This is a genomic window from Streptomyces sp. NPDC059398 (assembly GCF_042751845.1).
Classification (GTDB): domain Bacteria; phylum Actinomycetota; class Actinomycetes; order Streptomycetales; family Streptomycetaceae; genus Streptomyces.
The window spans coordinates 1,115-17,302 of record NZ_JBHYWP010000045.1 but is presented as its reverse complement, the minus strand read 5'-3'; the positions used below and the strand labels follow the sequence as shown (position 1 = coordinate 17,302).

Genomic DNA, 16,188 nt, shown 5'->3' with positions numbered 1-16,188 from the left:
CGCCGCGGCCGTGCGGGGAGCGATGTCGTGTTCACTCAGGGCTGCAAACATCAATTCCCCCCGTTCTCTTCCGTATCCTGTGTCCGCGCATTCCTGCGGAGTTCATCGCAGAGCAGTCCGAGAACGCCCAGCACGCTCTCCCTACGGATTTCCGCCCGGTCCCCGTTCAACCGCAGTGAGGCCATATTCTCTGCCCCGCCCGGTCCGGAAACCGCCACATACACCGTGCCGACCGCCTGCCCGTCCTGCGTGCCGGGGCCGGCCACCCCGGTGGTCGCCATCCCCCAGTCCGCGCCCAGCAGCCGCCGCACGCCGGCCGCCATCTGCCGGGCAACCCCGGGGTCCACCGCACCGCGCTCCGCGAGCAGCCCCCCGTCGACGCCGAGGACTTCCTGCTTGACGGCCGTCGCGTACGCCGTGAGAGAGCCGCGGAAGACCCGGGAGGCCCCTGGGACGGAAGTGAGCTCCGCGGCCAGCAGACCGCCGGTGAGCGATTCCGCCACGGCGAGGGTCTCCCCCCGGTCAGCCAGCAGCTCCAGCACCACGGCCGCCGAACTCACCGGGCGGCCCGCTCGGCCGCGAGTCCCCTGCGGCGCGCGGTCACGGCCTGCTGTACGTAGTCGAGCCCGGTCAGCACGGTCAGCACCACGGCGACCGCCATCACCCAGAAGCGCAGTGTCGCCAGCGGACCGGTCAGAGCCAGGACGTACATCCCGGCGGCCGTGCCCTGGGCGAGCGTCTTGATCTTGCCTCCGCGGCTGGCCGGAATGACCGCGTGCCTGATCACCCAGAACCGCATCAGGGTGATCCCGAGCTCCCGGAAGAGAATCACACCCGTGACCCACCAGGGCAGATCACCGAGGTACGAGAGACAGACCAGGGCCGCCCCCATGATCGCCTTGTCGGCGATGGGGTCGGCGATCTTCCCGAAGTCGGTGACCAGGTTGTACGTCCGTGCCAGATGGCCGTCGAAGACATCCGTGATCATCGCGACGGCGAAGGCGGCCCAGGCCCAGGCACGCCAGACCGGGTCGTAGCCGCCGCCGTGGAGCAGCAGCAGCACGAACCCGGGCACGAGCACCAGCCGCACCATGGTCAGCAGATTGGCGACATTCCACAGGCTCGCCTGATTGACCGCCGCAGCACCCAGCTTGCCGGCGGGCGCCGGCTTGGCACCGGTACCGCCTGTGGCGGATGCCGGGACTCCGGTCATCTGGCTGCCTCCTCACCGAGACACTCGGCCACCAGGTCGACACCTTCGGTGCCGACCACCTTCGCCACGACCATACGGCCGGGGACCAGGCCCTCGCTTGTCGTGAACACCACCTGCCCGTCCGTCTCGGGCGCCTGGTGGGCGGCCCGCCCCACGGCGCCGTCCTCGTCGTCCACCGACTCCACGAGCACCGAGAGCGTCTCACCCAGCCGCTCCTCGGCCCGCTGCGCGGTCAGCTCGTCGGCGAGCCGCGAGATGTGCTCAAGCCGTTCGGCGATGACTTCGGCGTCCAGCTTGTTCTCGTAGCCGACCGCCTCGGTGCCGTCCTCGTCGGAGTAGCCGAAGACGCCGATGGCGTCGAGCCGCGCACCGGTCAGGAAGCGTTCCAGCTCGGCCAGGTCGCTCTCGCTCTCGCCCGGGAATCCGACGATGAAGTTGGAGCGCGCGCCGGCCTGCGGCGCCTTGCCACGGATCGTCGCGAGCAGTTCCAGGAACCGGTCGGTGTCCCCGAAGCGGCGCATCGCGCGGAGCACCCCGGGCGCCGAGTGCTGGAAGGAGAGGTCGAAGTACGGGGCGACCTTCGGTGTCGACGTCAGCACGTCGATCAGTCCGGGCCGCATCTCGGCGGGCTGCAGATAGCTGACCCTGATCCGCTCGATGCCCTCGACGTCGGCGAGCTCGGGCAGCAGTGTCTCCAGGAGCCGGATGTCGCCGAGGTCCTTGCCGTACGAGGTGTTGTTCTCGGAGACCAGCATGACCTCCTTGACGCCCTGCCCGGCCAGCCAGCGTGTCTCACCGAGCACGTCGGAGGGGCGCCGCGAGATGAAGGAGCCGCGGAAGGACGGGATGGCGCAGAAGGAGCACCGCCGGTCACAGCCGGATGCCAGCTTCACGGAGGCCACGGGGCTGTTGCCGAGTCTGCGGCGCAGCGGGGCCCGTGGCCCGGAGGCCGGGGCGACACCGTCCGGGAGATCGTCGGGCGGGGTGTCCTGGGCGTGGCCGGGAAGTGCCACCCCGGCCGTCTCCTGGCGCTCGGCAGGGCTGATCGGCAGCAGCTTGCGGCGGTCGCGCGGGGTGTGCGAGGCGTGGATCCCGCCGTTCAGAATGGTCTGGAGGCGGTCGGAGATGTCGGCGTAGTCGTCGAATCCGAGGATCCCGTCGGCCTCGGGGAGCGCTTCCGCGAGATCCTTGCCGTACCGCTCGGCCATACAGCCGACGGCGACGACCGCCTGGGTTTTGCCGTGATCCTTGAGATCGTTGGCTTCGAGCAGGGCGTCGACGGAGTCCTTCTTGGCGGCTTCGACGAATCCACAGGTGTTGACTACGGCCACATCCGCGGCGGCGGCGTCCTCGACGAGGTCCCAGCCGTCCGCTGCCAAGCGGCCTGCGAGCTCCTCCGAGTCCACCTCGTTACGGGCGCAGCCAAGAGTGACAAGGGCGACGGTACGGCGTTCGGGCATGGGCTCAAGACTACTTTGTCCCGGCCCACGCCCGTCCCGCGAGGGTGATCAGCCCGCCTCCGGGTCGCCCTTGGTGTACGAGAGGCGCTCGACCTGACCGGCCTGGAAGTCGTTGTGGACGTCCTTGCCGTTGACGAACAGCTGGATCGCGCCGGCGTTCCCGAGGATCAGATCGACCTGCTGTGCGTCGGTGAAGGTCTTGGACTCGCCCTTGGCCAGCACCCCGTCGAAGAGCAGCTTTCCGTTGTGCGCCTTCGCGGAGATCCAGCTCTTGTCGTCGACGGCGGAGAGCTTGACCGTCACCTTGTCCTTCGGCACGGCCGCGATGGCGCTGTCCGACGCGGCGGGGGTGCTGGGCTTGGGATCGGCCGGCTTTCTGGGCTTGGGGCCGGGCCCTTTGGTGGCGGTGGTGGGGCCTTCGGCGACCTGCTTGTTGCCCTTGCTGCCGCTGTCGCCGCCGCTGAACATGGTGAACCCGACGAAGCCGACCACGACGACGATCGCCGCGACCATGGCCGCGGTCCAGTTCGGGCGGCGGCGCTCCGGCCTGATCCGTTCCGCCTCGAAGAGCGGCGCGACGGGGGTCGGCTCGGGACGGCCGCCGTGGTCCGCGTCGTACCGGTCGACCAGCGGAGCCGGGTCGACCGAGACGGCGCGCGCCAGCGTACGGATGTGGCCGCGGGCGTACACATCGCCGCCGCACCGGGAGAAGTCGTCCTGCTCGACCGCGTGCACGATGGGGATGCGCACCCGTGTGGCGGAGCTGACTTCCTCGACCGTGAGACCCGCGGCGATCCGGGCCTGCTGGAGGGTGTGACCGATCGAAGGCCGGTCGTCCTGGGGGGAGTTGCCGATGGACACGGGGGCGCCTTTCGAGCGTGAGCCACCTGCTGGATGTTCAGTCTAGGGGGGTGGTGAAAGGGTGGGGCAACCTGAGCGCGCACTTTGTACGCCATCAGATAGGCGGATCACGGGGCGACCCGCCGGTAGGACCGGATGACAACCCGACTGCGGTACATCTCCGGCCCAATTTCTCTGCTGTCTCTCCCCAACTGGACGTACGGCCGGGGGAAAGGGTTGCCCCTGAGGGCCACGGACCGGCTACGGCTCGGTATCCCCGCGGATCACCGCGAGCACACCGTCCAGTTCATCCGGTTTCACCAGCACATCGCGGGCCTTCGAGCCCTCGCTGGGCCCGACGATGTTCCGCGACTCCATGAGGTCCATCAGCCGGCCGGCCTTGGCGAAGCCGACCCGCAGCTTGCGCTGGAGCATCGATGTCGACCCGAACTGCGTGGAGACGACCAGTTCGGCCGCCTGGCACAGCAGATCGAGATCGTCGCCGATATCGCCGTCGATCTCCTTCTTCTTGGCCGTGCCGACCACCACGTCGTCGCGGAAGACGGGCGCCATCTGGTCCTTGCAGTGCTGGACGATCTCCCCGACTTCCTCCTCGGTGACGAAGGCGCCCTGCATACGGGTCGGTTTGTTCGCCCCCATCGGAAGGAAGAGCCCGTCGCCCTTGCCGATCAGCTTCTCGGCGCCCGGCTGGTCGAGAATGACCCGGCTGTCGGCGAGCGACGAGGTGGCGAAGGCGAGCCGTGACGGCACGTTCGCCTTGATCAGACCGGTGACCACGTCGACCGATGGCCGCTGGGTGGCCAGCACCAGATGGATACCGGCGGCGCGCGCCAGCTGGGTGATCCGGACGATGGAGTCCTCGACGTCCCTCGGCGCGACCATCATCAGGTCGGCCAGCTCATCGACGATGACCAGCAGATACGGGTACGGGGCGAGCTCGCGCTCGCTGCCCTCGGGCGCCTTGGCCTTGCCGCTGCGCACCGCCTGGTTGAAGTCGTCGATGTGCCGGTAGCCGTACGCGGCGAGGTCGTCGTACCGCAGGTCCATCTCGCGTACGACCCACTGGAGCGCCTCGGCGGCGCGTTTGGGGTTGGTGATGATCGGGGTGATCAGATGCGGGATGCCCTCGTACGCGGTCAGCTCGACGCGCTTGGGGTCGACGAGCACCATCCGTACGTCCTCGGGGGTCGCCCGCACCATGATCGAGGTGATCAGGCAGTTGATGCAGGAGGACTTTCCGGAACCGGTCGCACCGGCGACCAGGACGTGCGGCATCTTCGCCAGGTTGGCCATCACATAGCCGCCCTCGACGTCCTTGCCGAGCGCCACCAGCATCGGGTGGTCGTCCTCCGCCGCGTCCGCGAGGCGCAGCACATCGCCGAGGTTGACCATCTCCCGGTCGGTGTTGGGGATTTCGATACCGACCGCGGACTTCCCCGGGATCGGGGAGATGATCCGCACGTCCGGGCTGGCCACCGCATAGGCGATGTTCTTGGTGAGCGCGGTGATCCGCTCGACCTTCACGGCCGGGCCCAGCTCCACCTCGTAGCGGGTGACGGTCGGGCCGCGGGTGAAGCCGGTGACGGCCGCGTCGACCTTGAACTCCCTGAAGACGTTCGAGAGCGAGGCGACGACCGCGTCGTTGGCGGCGCTGCGGGTCTTGCCGGGGCCGCCGCGCACCAGCAGGTCCAGTGAGGGCAGCGAGTAGGTGATGTCGCCGGAGAGCTGGAGCTGTTCGGCCCGGGACGGCAGCGGCTGCGACTCGGGCGGCTTCGGGGACTTCTTCGTCAGGTCCGGTACGGCCCCGCTCGCCCCGTCGGCGTCCGCGTCCCCCGACTTCCCGGCCCCCGCCGACTCACGGGCGGACGGCACGGGCGCCGCGGCCGGCGTACCGGACGGGGTGGCCTCGGGGCGCTCCACGGAGACACCCTGGGTGAGATCGGCGACGAGCGGTGAGGGCGGCAGCCCGTTCAGCACGGCCCCGTCCAGCGCTGCGGCAGCGGCGGCGGCGACATCCACGGGGTCCATGCCCCGCCCCGGCGCGGGCTGCACGGAGGGCCTGCGCGGCTTGGAGCGGCGCTTGGTGAGGGCCTGCTCCACGGCCTGCTCCTCGGCCGCCTCGGCGTCGTAGAGCTCGGGGGTGCGCCCGCGCGCGCCGCTCGTACGCCGGCCGGCCGGCAGCGCCTCGCGCCACTGGTCCTCGTAGCGCTCGTCGTCGTCCTCGTCCAGCTCGGCGGCGGGCTCCGGGTCGACGATGCCAAGACGGGCCCCCAGCGCCCTGAGCCGGTGCGGGATGGCGGTGACGGGGGTGGCCGTGACGACCAGCAGCCCGAAGACGGTCAGCAGCAGGAGCAGCGGTACGGCGAGGACGTCGCCCATCAGGAAGATCAGCGGTTTGGACGCGGCCCAGCCGATCAGGCCGCCGGCGTCCTGCAGCGCCGATGTGCCGTCCCCGCGCCCGGGGGCTCCGCAGGCGATGTGGACCTGGCCGAGCACCCCGAGCACCAGCGCGGAGAGTCCGATGACGATCCGGCCGTTCGCCTCCGGCTTCTCCGGGTGGAGGATCAGCCGTACGGCGATGGCGCCCAGCAGTATCGGGACCAGCAGATCGAGCCGGCCGAAGGCGCCGGTGATCAGCATCTCGACGAGATCGCCGACCGGCCCGTGCAGATTCGACCAGGTGCCGGCCGCGGTGACGAGGGCCAGGCCGAGCAGCAGCAGGGCCACCCCGTCCTTGCGGTGGGCCGGGTCGAGCCCCTTCGCGCCGCGTCCTATGCCGCGGAACATCGCCCCGACGCCGTGCGCGGCGCCGAGCCAGACGGCCCGTACGAGCCGGTAGACGCCCCCGGTGGGGGACGGTGCCGGTCTCGGTGCGGGCTTCGCCGCCGCCTTCTTGGCGGGCGCCCGCCTCGCGGGGGCGGCCTTCTTCGCAGCCGTCTTCTTCGCCGGAACTGCCTTCTTGGCTGGGCCGGTACGGCCGGCACGCGGCTTGGCGGTGCCCGCCGTACCTGGGGAACCCTTGCCGGACGTACGTGAGGCCATGGAGCCGAGGTTACCTGGGTCCGCGGCGGCGGACACGTGTGCTTACCGCTTCACCCGTTCGTGTCGCCCTGGTGAGCACGCCTTCTTGACGCACGGTGACGCGTGATGACGCCCCCTCAGCGGCAACAGCGGCCGGACGGGCCGTCAATTCTGCGACGGCACCGCGGCGGTCGGGCCGCCCGTGCCCGGCTCCAGCGCGTCCAGGGCCCTGCGGAGACCGGTGAGTTTGCGCTCCAGATGGGCCGCGGTGGCCACCGCGGCCGCGTCCGCCGACTCCTCGTCGAGCTGCTTGGAGAGCGCCTCCGCCTGCTCCTCAACTGCCGCCAGACGGGCGGACAGTTCGGCCAGCAGCCCGGCCGGCTCCTTGGCGTCGCCGACGGCGGGGGCGCTGCCGTCGAGCTGGAGCCGGAGCAGCGCCGCCTGCTCCCGCAGCTGGCAGTTCTTCATGTAGAGCTCGACGAAGACCGACACCTTCGCGCGCAGCACCCACGGGTCGAAAGGCTTGGAGATGTAGTCCACGGCCCCCGCGGCATAGCCCCGGAAGGTGTGGTGCGGCCCGTGGTTGATCGCGGTGAGGAAGATGATCGGGATGTCCCGGGTCCGCTCCCGCCGCTTGATGTGCGCGGCGGTCTCGAAACCGTCCATGCCCGGCATCTGGACGTCCAGCAGAATCACTGCGAAGTCATCCGTCAGCAGCGCCTTGAGCGCTTCCTCCCCGGACGATGCCCGCACCAGTGTCTGATCGAGCGCGGAGAGAATGGCCTCCAGCGCCAGCAGATTCTCCGGCCGGTCATCGACCAGGAGGATCTTGGCCTTCTGCACCATGGCCCGTCCTCCTCGTCCCGGCAGTGCACCGGGCGCCGCCCCAGGGGACAGCTCCGTAACGCCGTCCGTCCTTGTGCCGGTCATGGTAACCGCACCCCGCCTGTCGCCACACCCTGTCACCGCGATGTCACCGCCATGTCACGGCACATGTATGCAGAAACGCGCCGGGAGCCCAGAAGGTTCCCCGCATACGCCCGCCTCACACGCCTCCGGCCACGGCCAGTCAGCAACTCATGGAGATTTCCTCTTCAATCGATCACTCACCGCTCATCCACTGTTCCATTACCGTGAGCAAATGATCGGGATCCACCGGCTTGGTGACATAGTCGGAAGCACCGGATTCGATGGCCTTCTCCCGGTCGCCCTTCATCGCCTTCGCGGTGAGCGCGATGATCGGCAGCCCGGCGAACTGCGGCATCCTGCGGATGGCCGTGGTCGTCGCGTAACCGTCCATCTCCGGCATCATGATGTCCATCAGAACGACCGTCACGTCGTCGTGCTGTTCGAGGACTTCGATGCCCTCCCGGCCGTTCTCCGCGTACAGCACCGAGAGGCCGTGCTGCTCCAGGACGCTGGTGAGCGCGAAGACGTTGCGGATGTCGTCGTCGACGATCAGCACCTTCTCGCCGCCGAACTGGAAGACCCGGCGCGGCTCGGCCGTCTCCTCGGTCTCCTCCACCCATGTCCCTGGTTCCGACGTAGCTGCCTGCACCCCTGAACTGGCGGGCAGCGCCGGCTGTCCGTTCGCCTGCCCCAGCGACCTGCGGCGCCTGCGCAGCAGCTCCGCGGGACCACCCTGGCTGTCCGTGGGCGTCATGCCGGGCGTCTGGCCGGCCTCGGTCCGTGTCCCGTCGTCGGACCCGCCGGGCGTCCGCTCCACGGAACCCGGAGCCAGCTGCGGATATCCCTGGGGAGGCAGCTCACTGCCGTGCAGCGGGAGATACAGGGTGAACGTCGAACCGCGCCCCGGCTCACTCGCCGCATGGATCTCACCGCCGAGCAGCCGGGCGATCTCCCGGCTGATGGACAGACCGAGCCCGGTGCCGCCGTACTTGCGGCTGGTGGTCCCGTCCGCCTGCTTGAAGGCCTCGAAGATCACCCGCATCTTGCTCGCCGCGATACCGATCCCGGTGTCCGTGACCGAGAACGCGATCAGATCCCCGTCGGCGTCGCGCAGCGAACCGGCTTCGAGCAACTGCTCACGGATGGCGTTCGGCACATTGGCTCCGGCGGGCCTGATGACCAGTTCCACCGCTCCGGAGTCGGTGAACTTCACCGCGTTGGAGAGGAGGTTGCGCAGCACCTGCAGCAGCCGCTGCTCGTCCGTGTGCAGCGTGGCGGGCAGTTCGGGCGAGACCCGTACCGAGAAGTCGAGGCCCTTCTCCGCCGTGAGCGGCCGGAAGGTCGCCTCGACGTAGTCGACGAGCTGGACCAGCGCGATCCGGGTCGGGCTGACATCCATCTTGCCCGCCTCGACCTTGGACAGATCCAGGATGTCGTTGATCAGCTGGAGCAGATCCGAACCCGCACCGTGAATCGTCTCCGCGAACTCCACCTGCTTCGGGGAGAGATTCCCCTCGGCATTGTCGGCGAGCAGCTTGGCGAGAATCAGCAGCGAATTGAGCGGCGTACGCAGCTCGTGCGACATGTTCGCCAGGAATTCGGACTTGTAGCGCATCGAGACCGCGAGCTGCTCGGCACGCTCTTCGAGGACCTGCCTGGCCTCCTCGATCTCGGTGTTCTTCACCTCGATGTCGCGGTTCTGCCGGGCCAGCAGCTCGGCCTTCTCCTCCAGTTCGGCATTGGACGCCTGAAGTGCCTTCTGCCGGTTCTCCAGTTCGGCGGAGCGCTCCCGCAGCTGCTCGGTCAGCTCCTGCGACTGCTTGAGCAGCACCTCGGTCTTCGAGTTGACGCTGATCGTGTTGACGCTCGTCGCGATCATTTCCGCGATCTGGTTGAGGAAGTCCTTCTGGATATGTGTGAAGGGCTGGAAGGAGGCCAGCTCGATGACTCCGAGTACCTTCCCGTCGAAGAGCACCGGCAGCACGATCACATGGGCGGGCGGCGCCTCGCCGAGACCGGACGAGATCTTCAGGTACCCCGGCGGCACGTTCTCCACCAGGATCGTGCGCTTCTCCTCGGCCGCCGTGCCGATGAGCGTCTCACCCGGCCGGAACGTCGTCGGCATGGAGCCCGCCGAATACCCGTAACTGCCGTGCATCCGCAGCTCGTACGCGTTCTCGGCGTCCGCACCGCTCTCCGCGGCCGAGCCGGTCGGCACGGCCAGGAAGAACGCGCCGTGCTGGGCCGAGACGACCGGCGTGAGCTCGCTCATGATCAGCGACGCCACATCGACCAGTTCACGGCGCCCCTGCATCAGTCCGGAGATACGGGCCAGGTTGCCCTTCAGCCAGTCCTGCTCCTTGTTGGCGACCGTGGTGTCACGCAGGTTGGCGATCATCGTGTTGATGTTGTCCTGGAGCGCCTGGATCTCACCGGCCGCGTCCACATCGATCTTGAGATTGAGATCGCCGCGGGTCACCGCCGTGGCCACGGCCGCGATGGCCCGCACCTGACGGGTCAGGTTCCCGGCCATCTCGTTCACCGACTCGGTCAGGTCGCGCCAGGTGCCGTCCACGTCCCGCACCCGCGCCTGACCGCCCAGCTGACCCTCGGTGCCCACCTCGCGGGCCACCCTGGTCACCTGCTCGGCGAAGCTCGACAACTGGTCGACCATGGTGTTGATGGTGGTCTTCAGCTCCAGGATCTCGCCCTGGGCGTCGATATCGATCTTCTTCGTCAGGTCGCCCTTGGCAATGGCGGTGGTGACCGTGGCGATCTGGCGCACCTGTCCGGTCAGATTGGAGGCCATCGAGTTCACCGACTCGGTGAGGTCCTTCCACGTACCGGAGACCCCCGGCACCCGTGCCTGACCGCCGAGCGAGCCGTCCGTACCCACCTCACGCGCCACCCGCGTCACCTCGTCGGCGAACGAGGAGAGCGTCGTCACCATCGTGTTGACGGTGTCCGCGAGCTGCGCGACCTCGCCGCGCGCCTCCACCGTCACCTTCTTGGTGAGGTCGCCGTTGGCGACCGCCGTGGCGACCTGGGCGATGTTCCGCACCTGGATGGTCAGGTTGTTGGCCATCAGGTTCACGTTGTCGCTGAGGTCCTCCCAGATGCCGGTGACCCCGCGCACCCGGGCCTGGCCGCCGAGGATTCCCTCGGTGCCGACCTCGCGCGCGACCCGTGTCACCTGCTCGGCGAAGGACGACAGCTGGTCGACCATCGTGTTGACGGTCGTGACCAGTTCGAGGATCTCGCCCTTCGCGTCGACCGTGATCTTCTTCGAGAGATCGCCCTTGGCGACCGCGGTGGTCACCTCGGCGATGTTCCGCACCTGCGACGTCAGGTTGTTCGCCATGAAGTTGACGGACTGGGTGAGGTCCTTCCAGGTGCCGGAGACCCCCTGGACCTCCGCCTGACCGCCCAGGATCCCCTCGGTGCCCACCTCACGGGCCACCCGCGTCACCTGCTCCGCGAACGAAGACAGCTGATCGACCATCGTGTTCAGGGTGTTCTTGAGCTCCAGGATCTCGCCACGCGCGTCCACATCGATCTTCTGCGACAGATCACCACGCGCCACCGCCGTCGCCACCTGCGCGATGTTGCGGACCTGCGCGGTGAGGTTGCCCGCCATCCCGTTCACCGAGTCGGTCAGATCGCGCCACACCCCGGCCACACCCGGCACCTGCGCCTGGCCGCCGAGCCTGCCGTCCGTACCCACTTCACGGGCGACCCTGGTCACCTGCTCCGCGAAGGCGGACAGCTGATCGACCATCGTGTTGATGGTGTTCTTGAGCTCCAGGATCTCGCCGCGCGCGTCCACGTCGATCTTCTGCGACAGGTCACCGCGCGCCACCGCGGTGGTCACCTGGGCGATCTGGCGCACCTGCGACGTGAGGTTGCCCGCCATGAAGTTGACGGAGTCGGTGAGCTCCTTCCACGTACCGCTGACACCGTCCACCCGGGCCTGCCCTCCGAGGCGGCCCTCCGTGCCCACGTCGCGCGCCATCCGCGTCACCTGGTCGGCGAAGGACGAGAGCTGCGCCACCATGGTGTTGACGGTGTTCTTCAGCTCCAGCATCTCGCCGGCCACATCGACGGTGACCTTCTGCGACAGATCGCCGTTGGCGACCGCCGTCGTGACCTGCGCGATGTCCCGTACCTGGCCGGTGAGGTTACGGAAGGCCGTGTTCACCGAGTCGGTGAGGTCCTTCCATGTCCCCGCGGCGCCCGGCACCTCGGCCTGCCCGCCGAGACGGCCCTCGACACCGACCTCCCGTGCCACCCGGGTCACTTCGGAACCGAACGACTGCAGCTGGTCCACCATCGTGTTGACGGTGTTCTTCAGCTCCAGCATCTCCCCGGCCACGTTCACCGTGACCTTCTGCGACATGTCGCCGTTGGCGACCGCGGTGGTCACCTGGGCGATGTCCCGCACCTGTGTCGTGAGGTTGCGGAAGACGGTGTTGACGGAGTCGGTGAGGTCCTTCCAGGTGCCCGCCGCGCCCGGCACCTGCGCCTGGCCGCCCAGCAGCCCCTCGGCGCCGACCTCGCTGGCCACCCGGGTCACCTCGTCCGCGAAGGTACGCAGCGTCTCGGTCATCTGGTTGATGGTCTCGGCGAGCTGGGCGACCTCGCCGCGTGCGCTCACCGTGACCTTCTGCGAGAGATCACCGTTGGCGACGGCCGTGGTGACCTCCGCGATACCGCGCACCTGGGACGTCAGGTTCCCGGCCATGGTGTTCACCGAGTCGGTGAGGTCCTTCCACACCCCGGCCACACCCGGCACGGCCGCCTGACCGCCCAGCTCCCCCTCGGTCCCCACCTCACGTGCGACCCGTGTCACCTCGGAGGAGAACGAGGACAGCTGGTCGACCATCGTGTTGACGGTGTTCTTCAGCTGGAGCATCTCACCGGCCACATGGACGGTGACCTTGCGTGACAGATCGCCCCGGGCGACCGCGGTCGTCACGAGAGCAATGTCACGTACCTGCGCGGTCAGCCGGTACGCCATGGTGTTCACCGAATCCGTGAGGCCCTTCCACGAACCGGACATACCACGCACCTGGGCCTGACCGCCGAGCTTGCCCTCGGTGCCGACCTCCAGCGCGACCCGCGTCACCTCGTCGGTGAACGCCGACAACTGGTCGACCAGGTTGTTGACCGTACGCGCGACCTTCAGGAACTCACCGCGCAGCGGCCGTTCCACACCGTCCATGGCCTGCGAGCGCAGATCCATCCGCTGTTCCAGATCGCCCTCGGCCACCGCCGAGAGCACCCTGCCGACCTCGGAGACCGGCCGCGCCAGATCGTCCACCAGCTCGTTCGCCGCGTCGATCGCGACCGCCCAGGAACCCTCCAGGGCCCCCGTCTCCAGCCTCTCCGTGAGTTTTCCCTCACGGCCGACCATCCTGCGCACCCGGGCAACCTCGCCCGTCAGATGGAGATTGCGGTCGGCGACCTCGTTGAAGACGGCCGCGATCTCGGCCATCGTGCCGTCGCCCGAGACCGTCAGACGCCGCCGGAAGTTCCCGTCGCGCATCGCGGCCAGAGCGGTCAGCAGTCTGCCCAGGGCAGCGGTATCCACTTCAGTTGTCCCGTGGTGTCGCTTTTTGGGCGACTGTCCGCTTTTTGCGCGCGTGTTCTTGTCACGCGCCGCCGTGCCAGACTCCACCGTGTCCCTCCCGCAGGGGTTGGCCGTACTGCCCGGGGCTGTACCGAGAAGCGTGCCCAGTGTTTCACCATGGCAGGACCAGGCCATAACAGTTCGGCAGCTTTGCATACCGTCCCCGCCCACTCGGGGCGGAAACCCTGTAACCGGCATCCGCAAGGACAGCGAAGGTAAGTAACCTGGCATCCGGCTGTCCAACCGTCCCGGTCCGCCCGGCGGGGGCGGAGGCACCAGTACTACCACCGGGCAGCGAGGGGCGGGCCGACATGGCAGAGCCGGGCGTCGAGACGCGTACGAGGAGTTCTGTGATCACCGCGCGAGCGGCTGCCAGTTTCGAACCGGTCGGACGGTCGGTAGCGACCGCCCGTACCTTTGTACGTGACACCCTCCAGGGGTGGGGATATTCCGACGTCGTCGACGACGCCGTCGTCCTCACCAGCGAGCTGGTCACCAACGCGGTGGTCCACGCGGGCACCAACGCCGACGTCCTGTGCCTGCGGACCGACGACGGCATCCGCGTGGAGGTCGCCGACCACTACCCCGAGCGCGAGGTCCCGCTCCAGGGCAGCGGCCAGTCCTTCGGCAGCCCGGACCGGGAGGGCGGCCGCGGACTGCTGCTCTGCGCGGCGCTCGCCTCCCGCTGGGGCGTCGACTACACGCCCACCCAGAAGCAGGTCTGGTTCCAACTCGATCTTCCGCAGCGCCCGGTGGGCGCCCGCTCGGCGGGCCCGCTGCTCCCGGCGGAGCTCCTCCCGGTCGCCGACGGGCGGGTCCGCGTGGCCGTGGTCCAGATCGACGCGGACGGCGCCGTCTCCTCCTGGAACGAGGACGCGACAGAGCTCTTCGGCCACCCCGCCGAGCAGGTCGTCGGCAAGCAGCTCACCGACTTCGCCGCCTGGCCGCACACCCCCGGCACCGGCACCGGCATCGCCGACGCCCTCCAGCTCTCCCGCTGGGAGGGCAGCTACGGCATCCGGACCGCCGACGGCAGGGTCGTGCCCGTCTACGCGTCACATCTGCGCGTACGGGACGCCCAGGGCGAGCCCAGCACCGTCTGCCTCCTGGTGAACGACTACGAACGCGCGGTGCTGCAGACACCGCCGCGCACCCCGCAGAACGACTCGAACTCCTTCTCCGACCACCGCACCACCGACCCGTTCGAAGTCTTCATCGGCTCCCCCGCCCCCGACGACCTCGACGGCCTGCTCCAGCGCACCGTCGAGCGCGCCCGCGACATGCTCGACGCCGACGCTGCCTTCCTGCTCCTCGCGACCGACGACGAGACGGAGCTGGAGGTGAGAGCCACCACCGGGCTGCCCTCCGCCCGGCAGCGCTTCGCCCGGGTCCCCGTCGAGGCCGGCACCGGACGGTACGGATCGGCGCGGATGCCCGCGGTCCACGAGGACCTGGCCGCCGTGCCCGGCGCCGTGCCGCTGCTCAACGGCACGGGGATGCGCTCGGTCGTCACCGTCCCGCTCAAGGTCGAGGGCCGCCTCACCGGCTCTCTGGGCGTTTCCACCGAGGCCCCCGGCCGGTACTCCAACGAGCAGGCGCTGCGCCTCCAGTTCGCCGCCGACCGCATCGCGCTCGCCGTCGAGTCGGCCCGCCTCGGTGAGCTGGAGAAGCTGCGCCGCGGCTCGCTCTCCTTCCTCGTCGAGGCCTCCGACCTCCTGGCGGGGACCCTCGACCGCGATCAGACCCTGGCCCTGATGGCACAGATGACCGTGCCGACCCTGGCCGCCTGGTGCGCCGTCTACACGATCGCCGACCAGTCGTCGGAGCCGTACCTCTCCTACGTCCTGCACGAGGACGAGGAGCGCATCGACGGCCTCAAGGCGCTGCTCTCCCGGATCAGTCCGCCCGAGCCTGTCCCGACGCCGGGCGCCAGGAGCTGGGCCGCCCCCGGTGAGGCCGCGCACCAGGCGGCGCTGACCTCCTCGATGCGCAGCCTCGGTCTCGGATCGAGCCCGGCGCTCGGCTCGGGCATCGGCACCACGCTCGCCACGGCGGCCGCGGTCGGCGGCGAGACCGTCGTACTGCCCCTGGTCGCCCGGAACCGCGTCATCGGCATGCTCACGCTCGGCAAACCGTCCGACGACCACTTCCGCCAGGAGATCCTGGAGCTGGCCGAAGACCTCTCCCGCCGGGCGGCGCTCGCCCTCGACAACGCCCGCCTGTACTCGGAGCGCACCGCCATCAGCCAGGCCCTGCAGCGCAGCCTGCTCCCGCCGGGCCTGCCGGACGTGCCCAATGTCGAGGTGGAGGTCATCTACCGCGCGGCAGGCGAGGGCAACGAAGTGGGCGGCGACTTCTACGACCTCTTCCCCATCCGGGACGGCGCCTACGGCTTCGCCATCGGCGACGTCTGCGGTACGGGCCCCGAGGCGGCCGCCGTCACCGGCCTGGCCCGCCACGCGCTGCGCCTGCTCGCCCGTGAGGGCTTCTCGGGTCCCGCCGTCCTGGAGCGGCTCAACGCGGCGATCCTCGACGAGGGCGCCCGCAGCCGCTTCCTGACGCTCCTCTACGGGGAGCTGTGGCCCCAGGAGGACGGCAGCGCCCTCCTCAAGGTCGTCTGCGCCGGCCACCCGCTCCCGCTGCGGCTCCGCCAGGACGGCACCGTGGAGCCCGCGGCGGAGCCCCAGCCGCTCCTCGGTGTGATGGAGGACCTGGAGCTGTACGAACAGGCCGTGACCCTCGAACCGGGCGACGTGCTGCTCTGTGTCACGGACGGGGTCACCGAACGCCGCGAGGGCACCCGGATGCTCGGCGACGACGGGCTGGCCGACGTGCTCAGCACCTGTACCGGTCTGACGGCGGGCGCGGTGGCCGGCCGTATCCTGCGCGCGGTGGAGCGGTTCGCCGCCGAACCGGCATCGGACGACATGGCGATCCTGGCCATGCGGGTGCCCGAGCCGCACCAGTAGCCAGTACGACCGGCACGCGGATATTGGGCCCCCCACCCCCGCGCGCGGGGGGGGGGCCGGGCGGGGCTCCCCCCCCCCCGGGCCCCCCCGACCCCGCCCCCGGACTCACCGCCGGCACCCGCGCCT

Annotated in this window: 8 protein-coding genes; 1 reads left to right on the top strand and 7 read right to left on the bottom strand. The window is 69.6% G+C overall.

Annotation, left to right across the window (positions count from 1 at the left end; genetic code table 11):
* Positions 1-50: 50 nt before the first annotated feature.
* The 7 genes from ACFXBC_RS17980 to ACFXBC_RS17950 form a co-directional block, all read right to left on the bottom strand.
* Positions 51-560: a CinA family protein gene (locus tag ACFXBC_RS17980; protein ID WP_385024642.1), complete on the bottom strand. Its 510-nt coding sequence runs from the start codon at positions 558-560 to the stop codon at positions 51-53.
* Positions 557-1,213: a CDP-diacylglycerol--glycerol-3-phosphate 3-phosphatidyltransferase gene (gene pgsA, locus ACFXBC_RS17975; protein ID WP_385024640.1), complete on the bottom strand. Its 657-nt coding sequence runs from the start codon at positions 1,211-1,213 to the stop codon at positions 557-559. Before pgsA ends, ACFXBC_RS17980 begins: the two co-directional genes overlap by 4 nt.
* The gene (gene rimO / locus ACFXBC_RS17970; protein WP_385024638.1) at positions 1,210-2,673 is read right to left on the bottom strand and encodes a 30S ribosomal protein S12 methylthiotransferase RimO; all 1,464 of its coding nucleotides are present in this window, start codon (positions 2,671-2,673) and stop codon (positions 1,210-1,212) included. Before rimO ends, pgsA begins: the two co-directional genes overlap by 4 nt.
* Before the next feature lie 48 nt (positions 2,674-2,721).
* Positions 2,722-3,534, bottom strand: coding sequence for a helix-turn-helix domain-containing protein (locus ACFXBC_RS17965; protein WP_385024636.1), 813 nt, complete (start codon positions 3,532-3,534; stop codon positions 2,722-2,724).
* Positions 3,535-3,774: 240 nt separating this feature from the next.
* Positions 3,775-6,576 carry a DNA translocase FtsK gene (locus tag ACFXBC_RS17960; RefSeq protein ID WP_385024634.1) on the bottom strand — a complete coding sequence of 934 codons (2,802 nt, stop codon included), beginning with the start codon at positions 6,574-6,576 and terminating at the stop codon, positions 3,775-3,777.
* 144 nt (positions 6,577-6,720) lie between these two features.
* Entirely contained in the window at positions 6,721-7,401 is a 681-nt protein-coding gene (locus tag ACFXBC_RS17955; RefSeq protein ID WP_385024632.1) for a two-component system response regulator, read from the bottom strand.
* Between the two features lie 256 nt (positions 7,402-7,657).
* A complete protein-coding gene (locus ACFXBC_RS17950; protein WP_385024630.1) occupies positions 7,658-13,141 on the bottom strand; it encodes a HAMP domain-containing protein in 5,484 nt (1,827 codons plus the stop codon).
* Positions 13,142-13,404: 263 nt separating this feature from the next.
* On the opposite strand from ACFXBC_RS17950, the gene ACFXBC_RS17945 reads away from it, so the two are divergent.
* Entirely contained in the window at positions 13,405-16,062 is a 2,658-nt protein-coding gene (locus ACFXBC_RS17945; RefSeq protein ID WP_385024628.1) for a SpoIIE family protein phosphatase, read from the top strand.
* Positions 16,063-16,188: the final 126 nt, after the last annotated feature.

Bases quoted from the DNA above. Each gene is read 5' to 3' on its own strand.
- pgsA (WP_385024640.1), bottom strand. From the start codon at position 1,213: ATGACCGGAGTCCCGGCATCCGCCACAGGCGGTACCGGTGCCAAGCCG.
- rimO (WP_385024638.1), bottom strand. From the start codon at position 2,673: ATGCCCGAACGCCGTACCGTCGCCCTTGTCACTCTTGGCTGCGCCCGT.
- ACFXBC_RS17960 (WP_385024634.1), bottom strand. From the start codon at position 6,576: ATGGCCTCACGTACGTCCGGCAAGGGTTCCCCAGGTACGGCGGGCACC.
- ACFXBC_RS17955 (WP_385024632.1), bottom strand. From the start codon at position 7,401: ATGGTGCAGAAGGCCAAGATCCTCCTGGTCGATGACCGGCCGGAGAAT.
- ACFXBC_RS17945 (WP_385024628.1), top strand. From the start codon at position 13,405: ATGGCAGAGCCGGGCGTCGAGACGCGTACGAGGAGTTCTGTGATCACC.